This is a genomic window from Kitasatospora sp. NPDC059803, assembly GCF_042732255.1.
GTDB lineage: Bacteria > Actinomycetota > Actinomycetes > Streptomycetales > Streptomycetaceae > Kitasatospora.
The window spans coordinates 1-14,651 of the sequence record NZ_JBHWIJ010000219.1 but is presented as its reverse complement, the minus strand read 5'-3'; the positions used below and the strand labels follow the sequence as shown (position 1 = coordinate 14,651).

Sequence of the window (14,651 nt, the reverse complement as noted above, 5' to 3'; positions counted from 1 at the left end):
TACGGGGTTGGTGCGGTTGACTGTTTCATAGTGTTTCGGTGGTCATAGCGTGAGGGAAACGCCCGGTTACATTCCGAACCCGGAAGCTAAGCCTTTCAGCGCCGATGGTACTGCAGGGGGGACCCTGTGGGAGAGTAGGACGCCGCCGAACAATTATTCCGAAAAGACCCCCTCCCTTCTGGGAGGGGGTCTTTTTGCGTTAACCTCTGCCGACACACGAACCAGAGTTTGTCGGAGAGGCGCGATCCGTTGCAGAACCTGACCCTTACCTGGCAGTCCGCCGGGGGCGCCGCGGTCGCTCTCTACGGCGGGGCGTACGCCGCCGCCAGGGTCCGGAAGCCGTCCTTGTCGGCGCTGCTGCGGGAGGCCGGCACGCTGCTGGCGCTGTTCGCGCTCTGGCAGCTGGTGGGCCACCTCTCGGTGATGAGTGGAGACCACGCGCTGGACCGGGCGGATTGGATCCACCGCACCGAGTCGGCGATCGGTCTACCGGACGAGGCGTCCTGGCAGGCGGCCGTCACGCCGTACCCGGTGCTGGTGAGGCTCGCGAACTACTACTACGCGGCGATGCACTTCGCGGTGATGCTGGCGGTGCTGCTCTGGGTGTTCGTGCGGCACCGGGAGCGGTACGCGTGGGTGCGGAACACGGTGGTGATCACCACGGCGGTCTGTCTGCTGGTGCAGTTCATCCCGGTGGCGCCGCCCCGGATGCTGCCGCAGCACGGGTTCGTCGACGTGGCCGCCGAGTACGGGCAGTCGGTGTACGGGGGCGCGATGGGCGGTGTGGTGGTGGCCGACCAGCTGTCGGCGATGCCGTCGGTGCACGTCGCGTGGTGCGTGCTGGCGGCGGTCGCGGTGGTGCGGGTCTCGCGGAGTCCGCTGCGGTGGGTGATGGTGCTGCACCCGGTGCTGACCGTCGCGGTGGTCGTGGTGACCGCGAACCACTTCTGGGCGGACGGCATCGTCGCCGTCGTGATCCTGCTGCTCGCGTACGCCGCCCAGGCCCTGGTGGCACGTCGCCGGGGTCGGGCCTCCGTCGACACGGAGGTCCGACCCCGGTACGCCGCGGCGGATCAGCCGCAGCGGGTCATTTGACCGGCAGGGCGATCCTGCCCCAGGAGCCGTTGCTGAGCGCGGAGGTGGCCCAGTACCAGGCGGTGAGCCCGGAGACGGCCGCGACCCAGCCGGCGAACTTGGCGAGGCCGCTGTAGCCGCCGAAGACGGCGATGGCGTTCAGCAGCAGGGACAGCGTGAGCAGGCCGTAGACGGCGCGGCTGAACAGGCCCGCGCCCCAGCTGGCGGCGGTCAGGGTGAGGGCGAGCAGGGCCCAGAGCAGGAGGAACAGGCCGGCGGCGTTCTTGCCCGCCCCGCCGGCCGTCGACCAGGTCGCCCAGAAGGCGCCGAGGCTGGTGAAGGCCGTTCCGGTGAAGCCCTCGCCGCCGCGGAGCTGCCACAGGCCCGCGATGAAGAGGGTGACTCCGCCGACCAGATGGGCGAGGTGTGCCGCGTCCCCGACCCCGGTGCCGCTGAAGACGCCGGTGGAGAGCAGGCCGTAGGCGAGCAGTGTGAGGCCGAGTGCGAGGTAGCCGAGGTTACCCGCGTCGGCTCCGGTGGAGCGGGCGTTCGTTGCCCCGGTAGCTTCGTTGCTCACCGGAGGCTCCTTTCACTTTGGGCGCGCGCAGGGCGCAGTCAACGCAGTGGTGTGGTCCGATGAGGTGGATGCGCGCGACCGCGCCGAGGGCGCACGGCTGGAGCGTGCGCGGGCTGCGGTCAGAAGTGATGGGTCGGCGGGAGAGCCGCCGGTCCTGTCCCCGCCGGGGGATTCCCCGGTGAGATCGGTGTACCCGGACGTACCCGCTTGTACCCTTGTGAATATAACAATTTGTGACGATGTCAGCTGTGGAACGCTCAGGGCCGACCGGGGAGCCAGGGGCTGACCGAGAGGCGGTGTCGGCTCACGAGGCGCGCTGGGTCGGCACCCGCAGGGTCAGGATGGCCATGTCGTCGGACGGCGGTTCCGGGGCGAAGCGCTCGACGGCGCGCTGCACCCGCATCGCGACCGCCCCGGCGGTCAGGCCGGTACAGCCCGTGAGCACCTCGGCGAGGCCGTCGTCGCCCAGCATCCGGCTGCCCTCGCGGCGTTCGGTGACGCCGTCGGTGACGCACAGCAGGACCTCACCGGGGGAGAGCACCAGGCGCTCGGCGGTGAGGTCGAGGTCCTCCATGACGCCGAGCAGCGGCTGCGGGGTGGCGGCCCGGTCGACCTGGCCGTCGGTGCTCAGCCGGAGCGGCAGCGGGTGGCCGGCGCAGACCAGGGACAGTTCGATGCTGCCGTCCGGGCGGGGCGTCAGTTCGCCGTAGAGCAGGGTGAGGAAGCGGCTGCGCGAACCCTCGTCCAGGATGGCCGCGTTGAGGCGGCGGAGCACCTGCGGTGCGTCCAGGCCCTCGCGGGCGAGCAGGCGCAGCGAGTGCCGGGCGAGGCCGGTGACCGAGGCGGCCTCGGGGCCGGTGCCGCAGACGTCGCCGATGGCGAAGCCGTAGGTGCCCTCGCGGATGGTGAACAGGTCGTAGAAGTCGCCGCCGACCTCGTTGCCCTCGCCGGCGGCCTGGTAGTAGACGTCGACCTCGACGCCCGGGATCTCGGGCAGGTCCGGCGGCAGCAGGCTGCGTTGCAGGGCCTGGCTGGTGGCGGTGCGCTCGGAGTAGAGGCGGGAGTTGTCGAGCGCGAGGGCGGCCCGGCGGGAGAGGTCCTCGGCGAGTTCGAGGATCTCCTGGCGGAACCGGACGCCGGCCGGGACGCCGAGCGCGAGCAGGCCGATGACCCGGTTGCGGGCGGTCAGCGGCAGGACGACGGTCTCGCCGAGCAGTCCGGCGAGTTCGGGGCTGTCGGTGAGGCCGCCGGCGGCGGCGGTCTCGGCGGGCGCCGACCAGAAGCGGACGCCGTGGGTCGGGCCGGCGTCGGGGGCCGGGGTCTTGTCGAGCAGGTCGCGCAGCGGGTCGATCCGGTCCTCGTCCTCGTGCAGGACGAAGGCGAGGCCGGCCGCGGCGCCGTGGTCGCCCTTGGTGTAGACGGCGCACCAGGAGGCGAGGGTGGGGACGGCCATCTGGGCCATCAGGGCGAGGGTCTGCTCGTGTTCGAGGGTGCCGGCGAGCAGGTCGGAGGCCTCGACGAGGAAGGACAGCGAGCCCCGGCGGAGTCGTTCGAGCTCGGTCAGCCGGGTGCTCTCGACGGCGAGGGCGACCCGGTCGGCGGCGAACTGCAGCCGCAGGGCGTCCTCGTTGTCGTAGCGGCCGGGCGCGGCGGTGGCGATGCCGAGCGAGCCGATCAGCCGGCCCTCGACCTTGAGCGGGACGGTGACCAGGGAGCGCATGCCGCTGCCGGTGAGCAGGGGCAGGCCGGTCGGGCGGGAGGTGAGGTCTTCGTGGACGGAGGGCAGCCGGGCGGAGTCGTAGCGGCTGCCGGTGTCGACCGGGAAGCGGGTGTGCCGGCGGTGCCCGGAGGTGAAGCCGGTGGCGGCGCGGACCTCGAACTCGGTCTCGTCGTCGGTGGTCAGCAGCAGGTACGCGGCGTCGGCGTCGAGCAGGTCGCGGGCGCGTTCGACGGTGCGCTGGAGCAGGGTGTCGAGGTCGTCGGTGGCGACCGGGCCGGCCAGCAGGTCGAGCCGGGGGCCGGTCGGGTCGGAACGCTCGCCGGGCAGGGCGCGGGCGGGGGAGCGGAGCACCGCGCGGTCGGGTTCGAGGACGAGCAGGCAGAGGGTGGAGGGGACGCCCTCGGTGTCGCGCACGCGGACCTGGACGCCGTACACCTCGACCTCGTGGCCGTCCGCGCGGCGGACGCCGTAGCCGCCCTCCCAGCGGGCCAGCCGCAGGGTGTCGGCGAGGCCGAGGCCGCGGCCGGCGGACTGCGGCCAGACGGCGAGGTCGGCCCAGGGGCGGCCGAGGACGGTCGTGGCGGGGTACTGGAACAGCGCCTCGGCGTCCGGGTTCCAGGCGAGGACGCGGCCGTCCTCGTCGAGCTGGACGACGGCGACGTGCACCGGGCCGGGGCCGCTGGGCAGGTCGCTGCCGGGGGTCGCGGGGACGGCGTAGCGGGTGCCGGCCACGGGGGCGGGCAGGGCGAGCCGGAACCAGACGGTCTTGCGCCCGGCCGCGTACTCGACGCCCCAGCGCTCGGCGAGGGCGGAGCACATCAGCAGGCCGCGGCCGCCCTCGCCGTCGGGGTCTGCGTAGCGGTCGGAGGCGGTGACGGGGCCGTCGCCGAGGGAGGGCAGGCCGCGTTCGGGGTGGTGGTCGGTGACTTCGATCCGGACGGTGCCCTCCTCCCGCAGGCAGCACACCTCGGCGGCGGTGCCGGCGTGGACGACGGCGTTGGTGACCAGTTCGCTGACCAGGACGACGGCGTCGTCGACGACCTCGGGCAGACCCCAGCCGAGCAGCGCGTCCCGTACGAAGCCCCGGGCGGCGGCTGCGGACCGGCCGTCGGGGTCGAAGGTGGCGGCTGCGCGCGCGGTGACCACGTTGCCACTTCTCCTCTGCTGCTCTGGCCTTGACTGTCCGGGGCGTGGCGCCGACTCCCGGTGCGTGCCGCCGGGGTGGCGGCGCTGGGTCGGGTCATGGCCCGGTGCAGCGCTCCACCCTACTTTCCGCTTGGTTCCCCGTGGGGACGGGGCGTTGAAACAGGCACCTGAGAGTGATTCTGCCCACCTGTTTCGGACGGTCGGCTACCAACCGGGCGCAACCGGCCGTATACCCGGCGCCGGTGCTGCCAGACTGGGGGGTCCGCGACGGCCGGTCGGAGCAGTACGGTCGATGCGGGTGCCGGTGTGCCGTGTGGGGCGCCGGTACGCAGCCCGACCGGGCCGGTGCCCCGGTGCGTGCCGTACCGGCACGGACGGTCACCGGGAAAGTTCACGATGTGGGAGGGGCCCGTTGAGTTCGGCCACCAAGGACGCAACCGGTACGACGCCGCCCGTTCCGCGCGGTGGGCGGTCCGGGACCGCGCCGCGGAACGCGGCCGGCCGGCGAGTGAGCCACAACCGGGGGGCGGAGCCGGCCGAACTGCGGAAGCTGTTGGCCGCGCTGACCGCGATGCGGGACGGCAACTTCCGCCGCCGGCTGACGGTTCCGGGGGACGGTCCGCTGGCGGAGATCGCCGCGGTGTTCAACGAGGTCGCCGAGCGCAATCAGCACCTGACCGGCGAACTGGCCCGGGTGCGGCGGGCGGTGGGCCGCGAGGGCCGGCTGAACGAGCGGCTGGAGACCGGCGCGGGCGAGGGCGCCTGGATGGCGGCCGTCGACAACTGCAACGCGCTGATCGACGATCTGGCCCGTCCGATGGCCGAGGTGGGCCGGGTGCTCTCCTCGATCGCCGAGGGCGACCTGGACCAGAAGATGGAGCTGCGCTCGCTGCACAGCAACGGGGTGAGCCACCCGCTGCGCGGCGAGTACCTGAAGATCGGCCGGACCGTCAACGGGCTGGTGGACCAGCTCTCGGAGTTCACCGACGAGGTGACCCGGGTGGCCCGCGAGGTGGGCACCGAGGGCAAGCTGGGCGGCCAGGCCAAGGTCCGCAGTGTGTCCGGCAGTTGGAAGGACCTGGCGGATTCGGTCAACACCATGGCCGGCCGGCTGACCGCGCAGGTGCGCAACATCGCCCAGGTGACCACCGCGGTGGCCAAGGGCGACCTGTCCCGCAAGGTCACCGTCGAGGTGGCCGGCGAGATGCTGGAGCTGAAGAACACCGTCAACACGATGGTGGACCAGCTGAACGGGTTCGCCGCCCAGGTCACCGGGGTGGCCAGGGACGTGGGCACCGAGGGCCGGCTCGGCGGCCAGGCGCAGGTGCCGGGCGTGGCCGGGGTCTGGCGGGACCTGACCGACTCGGTGAACTTCATGGCCGACAACCTGACCGGCCAGGTGCGCAACATCGCCCAGGTGACCACGGCGGTGGCGCGCGGGGACCTCTCGCAGAAGATCGAGGTGGACGCGCGCGGCGAGATGCTGGAGCTGAAGAACACCATCAACACGATGGTCGACCAGCTCTCCGGCTTCGCCGAACAGGTGACCAGGGTGGCCCGCCAGGTGGGCACCGAGGGGCGGCTCGGCGGTCAGGCGCAGGTGCCCGGGGCGGCCGGGGTGTGGCGCGATCTGACCGACAACGTCAACTTCATGGCGAACAACCTCACCGATCAGGTGCGCAACATCGCGCAGGTGACGACCGCGGTCGCCAAGGGCGACCTGTCTCAGAAGATCCAGGTGGACGCGCGCGGGGAGATCCTGGAGCTGAAGAACACCATCAACACGATGGTGGACCAGCTGGGCGCCTTCGCCGACGAGGTCACCAGGGTGGCCCGGGACGTCGGCACCGAGGGCATCCTCGGCGGTCAGGCGAGCGTGCCCGGGGTGTCCGGGACGTGGAAGGACCTGACCAACAGCGTCAACCTGATGGCCAACAACCTGACCAGCCAGGTCCGCAACATCGCCGAGGTGACCACGGCGGTGGCGCGCGGCGACGTGTCGAAGAAGATCACCGTCGACGCCCGGGGCGAGATCCTGGAGCTGGTGACGACCGTCAACACCATGGTCGACCAGCTGTCGGCGTTCGCCGACGAGGTGACCCGGGTCGCCCGCGAGGTGGGCACCGAGGGGATCCTGGGCGGCCAGGCGCGGGTGCGCGGGGTGTCGGGGATCTGGAAGGACCTGACCGACAACGTCAACTTCATGGCGTCCAACCTGACCGGGCAGGTCCGCAACATCGCCGAGGTCGCCACCGCGGTGGCCCGCGGCGACCTGTCCAAGAAGATCACCATCGAGGCGCAGGGCGAGGTCGCCGCCCTCGCCGGGACCTTGAACACCATGGTCGACCAGCTCTCCTCCTTCGCGGTGGAGGTGACCAGGGTGGCCCGCGAGGTCGGCACCGACGGCACCCTGGGCGGTCAGGCGAGCGTGCCGGGCGTGGCCGGCATCTGGAAGGACCTGACCGACAACGTCAACCTGATGGCCAACAACCTCACCGGCCAGGTCCGCAACATCGCGCTGGTGATCACGGCGGTGGCCCGCGGCGACCTCTCGCAGAAGATCGACGTCGACGCGCGCGGCGAGATCCTCCAGCTCAAGACCAGCATCAACACCATGGTCGACCAGCTGTCGGCGTTCGCCGACGAGGTGACCCGGGTCGCCCGCGAGGTGGGCACCGACGGGCGGCTCGGCGGCCAGGCCCGGGTACCCGGCGTGGACGGCACCTGGCAGGACCTCACCGAATCGGTGAACGAACTGGCCAACAACCTGACCCGGCAGGTGCGCGCGATCGCCCAGGTCGCCACCGCCGTGACCAGGGGCGACCTGAGCCTGCGGATCGACGTGGACGCCGCGGGGGAGCTCGACGAGCTCAAGGACAACATCAACCAGATGATCGCCAACCTGCGCGAGACCACCCGCACCAACCAGGAGCAGGACTGGCTCAAGACCAACCTGGCCCGGATCTCCGGCCTGCTCCAGGGCCGCCGGGACCTGGAGGCCGTCGCCTCGCTGATCATGACCGAGCTGACCCCGGTGGTCTCCGCCCAGCACGGCGCCTTCTTCCTCGCCCAGCCGGCCGGCCGCACCGCCGAGCTGATCACCGAGGACGACGACGAGAACGACACCGTCCTGCGGCTGATCGGTAGTTACGGCTACCAGCGGCGCGCGATGCCGACCACCTTCCGGCCCGGCGAGTCGCTGATCGGGCAGGCCGCGGTGGAGAAGCGGGCGATCATCCTCAAGGAGGCGCCGCCCGGATACCTCAAGATCGCCTCCGGCCTCGGCGAGGCCTCGCCGGCCCACATCGTGGTGCTGCCGGTGCTGTTCGAGGGCCGGCTGCTGGGCGTGATCGAGCTGGCCACCTTCAGCTCCTTCACCACCGTCGCGCTGGACTTCCTCAACCAGATCGCCGACCTGATCGGCGTCACCGTCAACACCATCAGCGTCAACACCAAGACCGAGGGCCTGCTGCTGGAGTCCCAGCGGCTCACCGCCGAACTCTCGATGCGATCCGCCGAGTTGGAGGCGCGCCAGGAGGAACTGGAGCGCACCAACGAGGAGTTGCAGGAGAAGGCCGAGCAACTCGCCCAGCAGAACCGCGACATCGAGATCAAGAACAGCGAGATCGAGGAGGCCCGGCAGGTCCTGGAGGAGCGCGCCGAGCAGCTCGCCCTGGCCTCCCGGTACAAGAGCGAGTTCCTCGCCAACATGTCGCACGAGCTGCGCACCCCGCTCAACTCGCTGCTGATCCTGGCCAAGCTGCTCTCCGACAACAACGAGGGCAACCTCTCGCCCAAGCAGGTCGAGTTCGCCGACACCATCCACGGCGCCGGCTCCGACCTGCTCCAGCTGATCAACGACATCCTCGACCTCTCCAAGGTCGAGGCCGGCAAGATGGACGTCCGCCCGGCCCGGATCGCCCTGGTCCAGCTGGTCGACTACGTCGAGGCCACCTTCCAGCCGGTCGCGCTGGACAAGAACCTGGACTTCGCCGTCCGGGTCTCGCCCGCCCTGCCGGTCACCCTGCACACCGACGAGCAGCGGCTCCAGCAGGTGCTGCGCAACCTGATCTCCAACGCCGTCAAGTTCACCGACGCCGGCGCGGTCGACTTCTCGATCTCCCCGGCCGGCGCGGAGGTCCCGCAGCACGTGCGCGAGCGGCTGCTGGAGTCCGGCTCGATCAAGGACCCGGACGACGAGCTGATCGCCTTCGCGGTCTCCGACACCGGCATCGGCATCCCCGGCAACAAGCTGCGGGAGATCTTCGAGGCGTTCAAGCAGGCCGACGGCACCACCAGCCGCAAGTACGGCGGCACCGGGCTCGGCCTGTCGATCAGCCGCGAGATCGCGCGGCTGCTGGGCGGCGAGATCCACGCCGAGAGCGAGCTGGGCAAGGGCTCCACGTTCACGCTCTACCTGCCGCTGCGCACCGAGGCCCCGGGCGCGACCCAGGTCGAGCGCCCGGTCGTGTCGAGCGTCCCGACGCTGCGCGCCTCCGTCGGCGTGACCCCGATCGGGGTGCCCGTGCCGGTCGGTGAGAACCCGGCCGACCACTGGGCCCAGGAGGTCCGCGAGCTGGCCGAGGAGCGCCGCCGCGGCGCGGTGGAGCGCCGGCGCAGCGCCGCCCTGGACGCCGCCGCCGGGGCCCGCCCGGTGGAGCCCGCCCCGCCCCGCCCCAGCCGCAGCGACGTGCGCTTCGACGGCCAGCAGGTGCTGATCGTGGACGACGACGTCCGCAACGTGTTCGCCCTCACCAGCGTGCTGGAGCAGCACGGCCTGACCGTCCTGTACGCCGAGAACGGGCGCGAGGGCATCGAGATGCTGGAGCAGCACGAGAACGTGGCGCTGGTCCTGATGGACATCATGATGCCGGAGATGGACGGCTACGCGACCACCGAGGCGATCCGCCGGATGCCCCAGTTCGCGGGCCTGCCGATCATCGCGCTGACCGCGAAGGCGATGAAGGGCGACCGGGAGAAGTCGCTGGAGGCGGGCGCCACCGACCACATCACCAAGCCGGTGGAGACCGACCACCTGCTGGCGGTGATGCGCGAGTGGCTGCGGGCGGACCGCGCGTAGCGCCGGGGGAGGGCGCGAACTCCGGGGCGGGCTCCGGGGTTCGCGCCGTCCGGTGGGCCGGTTTGCTGGCGGTCGGGCCCGGGAACCCGGTAGGGTCACCGATCGTTGCGAACAGTGACCGGACGGCGACACGCTGCTGAGCGTGCGCCGGAGCACTGGCCGCGCGCCGCTCCGGATCGGGTCACGACGGAGCGATGTGCCGGGCGAGGGGGTGCGGCTAGCATGACCGGGGTAGCGGTGGGCAGGACGCGAGTGCCATCACCGGGCGGCAGGCAGGCGACAGGAGGGCGAGCCCTGATGCAGAAGGCGAAGATCCTCCTGGTCGACGACCGACCGGAGAACCTGCTGGCGCTGGAGGCGATCCTCTCCGCGCTGGACCAGACGCTGGTGCGTGCCGTCTCCGGCGAGGAGGCGCTCAAGGCGCTGCTCACCGACGACTTCGCGGTGATCCTGCTGGACGTCCAGATGCCCGGGATGGACGGCTTCGAGACGGCCGCCCACATCAAGCGCCGCGAGCGCACCCGGGACATCCCGATCATCTTCCTGACCGCGATCAACCACGGCCCGCACCACACCTTCCGCGGCTACGCGGCCGGGGCCGTGGACTACATCTCCAAGCCCTTCGACCCGTGGGTGCTGCGCGCCAAGGTCTCGGTCTTCGTCGACCTGTACGTGAAGAACTGCCAGCTGAAGGAGCAGGCCGCGCTGCTGCGGCTGCAACTGGAGGCGGGCGGCGGCGAGCCGCCCCTGGGCGGGGCGCTGCTGGGCGAGCTGTCCGCGCGGCTGGCGGCGGTCGAGGAGCAGGCGGAGGCGCTGGGCAAGCAGCTGGACGGCGTCGAGGACGCCGGGGTGGCGGCCACCGCGGCGCACCTGGAGCGCAAGCTGGCGGGGCTGCGCCGGGCCCTGGACGCGCTCCGGCCGGGAACCGCGTAACCGGTCGGCGGGGTTCACTCCTGCGGGTGAATTTCTGGCGCGGCCGGGTGAAACCGGGTCAGCGTGACGGTGTGTCTGCGACACGTCCCTGAGCCCCGGCTCGGGCACATGTGCACTGGTGGCCCACCCCGGTAGGCTGCTGACCCATGGCCACTCGTACGCCCGGAAGCGCGGCACGCAACCCGAGTCCGGGACCGTCCAAGAAGGCCGCGGCGAAGGCCCCGGGCAAGCCGCCCGCGAAGAAGGCGGCGGCCAAGAAGGCGGCCCCGGCGAAGAAGGCGGCGGCCAAACCGGCCCCGCCGTCCCCGCCGCCGCCCAAGCCGATACTCTTCCGGGCCGTCCGGGCCGTCTGGCTCGGCGTGGCGAACAGCATCGCCGCGATCTTCCGGGGCTTCGGTGACGGGGCCAAGAACCTCCACCCGGCCCACCGCAAGGACGGGCTGGGCCTGCTGCTGTTCGCACTCGCGCTGGTGACCGCCGCCGGCACCTGGTTCAGCCCGCAGGGCTGGCTGGGCGAGGCGGCCACCGCCGTGGTGTCCGGGCTGTTCGGGCGGCTCGACGTGCTGGTGCCGTTCCTGCTGGCCGGGATCGCGGTCCGGCTCTGGCGCCACCCGGAGCTGCCGGAGGCCAACGGCCGGATCATGATCGGCCTGAGCGCGCTGCTGGTCGGCGTCCTCGGCCTGGTGCACATCGGCTGTGGCGCGCCCATGATGGGCAGCGGCGCCTCGCGGATAAGGGCGGCCGGCGGGATCATCGGCTGGGCCGTGTCCACCCCGATGATGGCCGCCGCCGGGCCGGCGCTGGCCGTGCCGCTGCTCCTGCTGCTGTCCTTCTTCGGCCTGCTGGTGGTCACCGCCACCCCGGTCAACCGCATTCCCGAGCGGCTGCGGTCGGCCGGCGTGCGGCTCGGCGTGGTGGAGCCCGGGCCGGAGGACGAGCTGCGCGAGGGGCGTACGCCGGAGCGCGACCTGTCCACCGAACCGCCCGAGGACGCGGACCCCGCCGCGCTGCCGTTCACCGTGGGCAGCGAGGACCCGGGCGACGAGGTGGCCGCCCGCCGTCGGCGCCGCCGCCGCAAGCCGGCGGACGACGAGGACCAGCCCGACGCCGTCCGGGTGTCCCTGGACAAGGAGCCGCTGGACCCGTACGCCACCCGCGACCTCGCCGCCGGCGCCGCCGCCGACCTGGACGGGGCACTGGTCTACGGCGTGCCCGCCTCCTCGGCGGTGGCGGACATGATGCACCAGGTGCAGGACCGCACCGCCCCGCCGGAGGAGGCCGCCGTCCCGGCCGCCCGCAGCGCGGGCCCGGGCGCGCCCGAGGAGCACGGCCCGGCCCCGGTGCGGATGGAGCAGCTCCAGCTGGCCGGCGACGTCACCTACGCGCTGCCCCCGCTCGACCTGCTGGAGCGCGGCGGCCCGGCCAAGGCCCGCAGCGCCCTCAACGACGAGGTGGTGGCCCAGCTCAGCAGCACCTTCGCCGAGTTCAAGGTGGACGCCAGGGTCACCGGCTTCACCCGGGGCCCGACGGTGACCCGCTACGAGGTCGAGCTCGGCCCGGCCGTCAAGGTGGAGCGGATCACCGCGCTCGCCAAGAACATCGCGTACGCGGTGGCCAGCGCCGACGTGCGGATCATCAGCCCGATCCCGGGCAAGTCCGCGGTCGGCATCGAGATCCCCAACCGGGACCGCGAGATGGTCAACCTCGGCGACCTGCTGCGCTCGCGCACGGCCGCCGAGGACACCCACCCGATGGTCGTCGGCATGGGCAAGGACGTCGAGGGCCAGACCGTGATGGCCAACCTCGCCAAGATGCCGCACATCCTGGTGGCCGGCGCGACCGGCGCGGGCAAGTCGTCCTGCATCAACTGCCTGATCACCTCGATCCTGGCCCGGGCCACCCCGGACGAGGTCCGGATGGTGCTGGTCGACCCCAAGCGGGTCGAACTGACCGCGTACGAGGGCATCCCGCACCTGATCACGCCGATCATCACCAACCCGAAGAAGGCCGCCGAGGCCCTCCAGTGGGTGGTCCGCGAGATGGACCTGCGCTACGACGACCTCGCGGCGTTCGGCTTCCGGCACGTGGACGACTTCAACGCGGCGGTGAAGGCCGGCACGGTCACCCCGCCGCTCGGCAGCGAGCGCGAGCTGACCCCGTACCCGTACCTGCTGGTGATCGTCGACGAGCTGGCCGACCTGATGATGGTGGCGCCGCGCGACGTCGAGGACTCGGTGGTCCGGATCACCCAGCTGGCCCGCGCGGCCGGCATCCACCTGGTGCTGGCCACCCAGCGGCCCTCGGTGGACGTGGTCACCGGCCTGATCAAGGCCAACGTGCCGTCCCGGCTGGCCTTCGCGACCTCCGCGATGGCCGACTCCCGGGTCATCCTGGACCAGCCCGGCGCGGAGAAGCTGATCGGCAAGGGCGACGCGCTGTTCCTGCCGATGGGCGCCGGCAAGCCGATCCGCCTCCAGGGCGCGTTCGTCACCGAGGCGGAGATCGCCGCGGTGGTGCAGCACTGCAAGGACCAGCTGACCGCCGTCTACCGGGACGACGTGACGGTCGGCGGCGGGGCCAAGAAGGAGATCGACGAGGAGATCGGCGACGACCTGGACCTGCTGATCCAGGCGGCCGAGCTGGTGGTCTCCACCCAGTTCGGCTCGACCTCGATGCTCCAGCGCAAGCTCCGGGTCGGCTTCGCCAAGGCGGGGCGGCTGATGGACCTGATGGAGTCGCGCGGGATCGTCGGGCCGAGCGAGGGCTCCAAGGCCCGCGACGTCCTGGTGAAGCCGGACGAGCTGGACGGGGTGCTGGTCGCCCTGCGCGGCTGACGACCCGCGCCTGCGACGAGTGTTCACCCGTTCGGAGGAGGGTAGGCGCGTGAAGGGGAACCGAACGCCCGTACGTCGCGTCACAGGCCGGAAAGCGAACCCCCCGGGTTCCCCGCGCGGGCCCGCTGACGGCCGTTCAGCGGGGTGCCGGGCACCCGTCGGGGCGGGCGCGCGCATTCGGGCCTGTTCCGCTTGAGAAACGATCCGCCCGCGCCCCTAGACTGTTCCCCAGCAGGTGGCCATCCGCTCGAAAGGCGTGCCCCGTGACCATCGGCAAGTCCCCCGACCGCGAGAACGCCCCGTCGTCCGTCGAGCCGACCGACGACGCGGTGCAGGCGGCCGATGCCCCGAGCATCGGCCGGGTGCTGTCCACCGCCCGGATCGAGGCCGGGCTCACGGTGGACCAGGTGAGTACGGCGACCCGGGTCCGGGTGCCGATCGTCCACGCCATCGAGGAGGACGACTTCGGCCGCTGCGGCGGCGACTTCTACGCCCGCGGGCACATCCGCGCGATCGCCCGCGAGGTCGGCGTCGACGGCGAGGCCCTGATCGCCCGGTACGACGCCGCGCACGGCGGCTCGCCCGCCTCCAAGCGGCCGACCCAGCTGATCGACAGCGGCCCGATCAAGGTGCCCGGCCGCGGCCGGCCGAACTGGGCGGCGGCCATGGTCTCCGCGATCGTCGTGGTGGTCGTCCTGATCGGCTTCAACCTGGTCAGCGGCAAGGACGGCCACACCGGCACCGGCTCCGCCAGCGCGCCGCTGCCCAGTGGCTCCGGCACCGGCTCGGTCGCCTCCGTGCCCTCGCCCACCGTGCAGCCGCCGGCGCCCGTGCCGAGTGCGGCCGCGATCGCCGCCGTCCCGGCCGACAAGGTCACCGTGAAACTGGTCGCCGAGGGCAGCACCAGCTGGGTGTCCGCGGTGGACGGCAGCGGGAAGTCGCTGTTCCAGAACAACATCAGCGACGGCCAGGACCAGACCTTCACCGACCCCAAGCAGATCAAGCTGGTGCTCGGAAACGGCGGGGCCGTGCACGCGTACGTCAACGGCAAGGATCTCGGCCTCCTCGGCAAGGACGGCCAGGTGGTGCACGTCACGTACACCCCCGGCGATCCGCAGGCGGGCTGACCACAGGCCTGCGGAGGCCCTGGAGAGCGGCCCTGCGGCCTGGCGAAGATCTGGTAATCCGAGGCGCGCGGCCTCCGGGGCGAACGGCACCGTATCTTTCTCTTATACAAATCTCCGATCCCACGAGACTCCGTGTCCTCTCGGTTTACGGCGGGGGGGT

General features: G+C 72.0%; 7 protein-coding genes and 1 rRNA gene. 6 read left to right on the top strand and 2 right to left on the bottom strand.

What is annotated here, in order from left to right; translation table 11 throughout:
- The first annotated feature begins 34 nt into the window (after positions 1 to 34).
- Both rrf and ACFV6I_RS28395 read left to right on the top strand, forming a co-directional pair.
- Positions 35 to 151 (top strand): 5S ribosomal RNA (rrf, locus tag ACFV6I_RS28400).
- 98 nt (positions 152 to 249) lie between these two features.
- Positions 250 to 1,095: a phosphatase PAP2 family protein gene (locus ACFV6I_RS28395; RefSeq protein ID WP_079135872.1), complete on the top strand. Its 846-nt coding sequence runs from the start codon at positions 250 to 252 to the stop codon at positions 1,093 to 1,095.
- On the opposite strand, the gene ACFV6I_RS28390 is transcribed toward ACFV6I_RS28395, so the two are convergent.
- Together ACFV6I_RS28390 and ACFV6I_RS28385 are read right to left on the bottom strand one after the other, a co-directional pair.
- The gene (locus ACFV6I_RS28390; protein ID WP_063349313.1) at positions 1,088 to 1,651 is read right to left on the bottom strand and encodes an acetate uptake transporter; all 564 of its coding nucleotides are present in this window, start codon (positions 1,649 to 1,651) and stop codon (positions 1,088 to 1,090) included. The genes ACFV6I_RS28395 and ACFV6I_RS28390 overlap by 8 nt on opposite strands.
- Positions 1,652 to 1,955: 304 nt before the next feature.
- Positions 1,956 to 4,517, bottom strand: a complete 2,562-nt coding sequence (locus tag ACFV6I_RS28385) for a SpoIIE family protein phosphatase (RefSeq protein WP_063349314.1) — start codon at positions 4,515 to 4,517, stop codon at positions 1,956 to 1,958.
- A gap of 571 nt (positions 4,518 to 5,088) precedes the next feature.
- On the opposite strand from ACFV6I_RS28385, the gene ACFV6I_RS28380 reads away from it, so the two are divergent.
- The 4 genes from ACFV6I_RS28380 (at position 5,089) to ACFV6I_RS28365 (ending at position 14,491) form a co-directional block, all read left to right on the top strand.
- Entirely contained in the window at positions 5,089 to 9,597 is a 4,509-nt protein-coding gene (locus ACFV6I_RS28380) for a hybrid sensor histidine kinase/response regulator (protein WP_063351394.1), read from the top strand.
- A gap of 294 nt (positions 9,598 to 9,891) precedes the next feature.
- Entirely contained in the window at positions 9,892 to 10,530 is a 639-nt protein-coding gene (locus tag ACFV6I_RS28375; protein WP_063351395.1) for a response regulator, read from the top strand.
- 146 nt (positions 10,531 to 10,676) lie between these two features.
- Positions 10,677 to 13,364: a DNA translocase FtsK gene (locus tag ACFV6I_RS28370; protein ID WP_380428354.1), complete on the top strand. Its 2,688-nt coding sequence runs from the start codon at positions 10,677 to 10,679 to the stop codon at positions 13,362 to 13,364.
- Positions 13,365 to 13,627: 263 nt separating this feature from the next.
- Positions 13,628 to 14,491: a RodZ domain-containing protein gene (locus ACFV6I_RS28365; protein WP_363374410.1), complete on the top strand. Its 864-nt coding sequence runs from the start codon at positions 13,628 to 13,630 to the stop codon at positions 14,489 to 14,491.
- The last annotated feature ends 160 nt before the right edge of the window (positions 14,492 to 14,651 follow it).

Bases quoted from the DNA above. Each gene is read 5' to 3' on its own strand.
- ACFV6I_RS28370 (WP_380428354.1), top strand. From the start codon at position 10,677: ATGGCCACTCGTACGCCCGGAAGCGCGGCACGCAACCCGAGTCCGGGA.
- ACFV6I_RS28380 (WP_063351394.1), top strand. From the start codon at position 5,089: ATGCGGGACGGCAACTTCCGCCGCCGGCTGACGGTTCCGGGGGACGGT.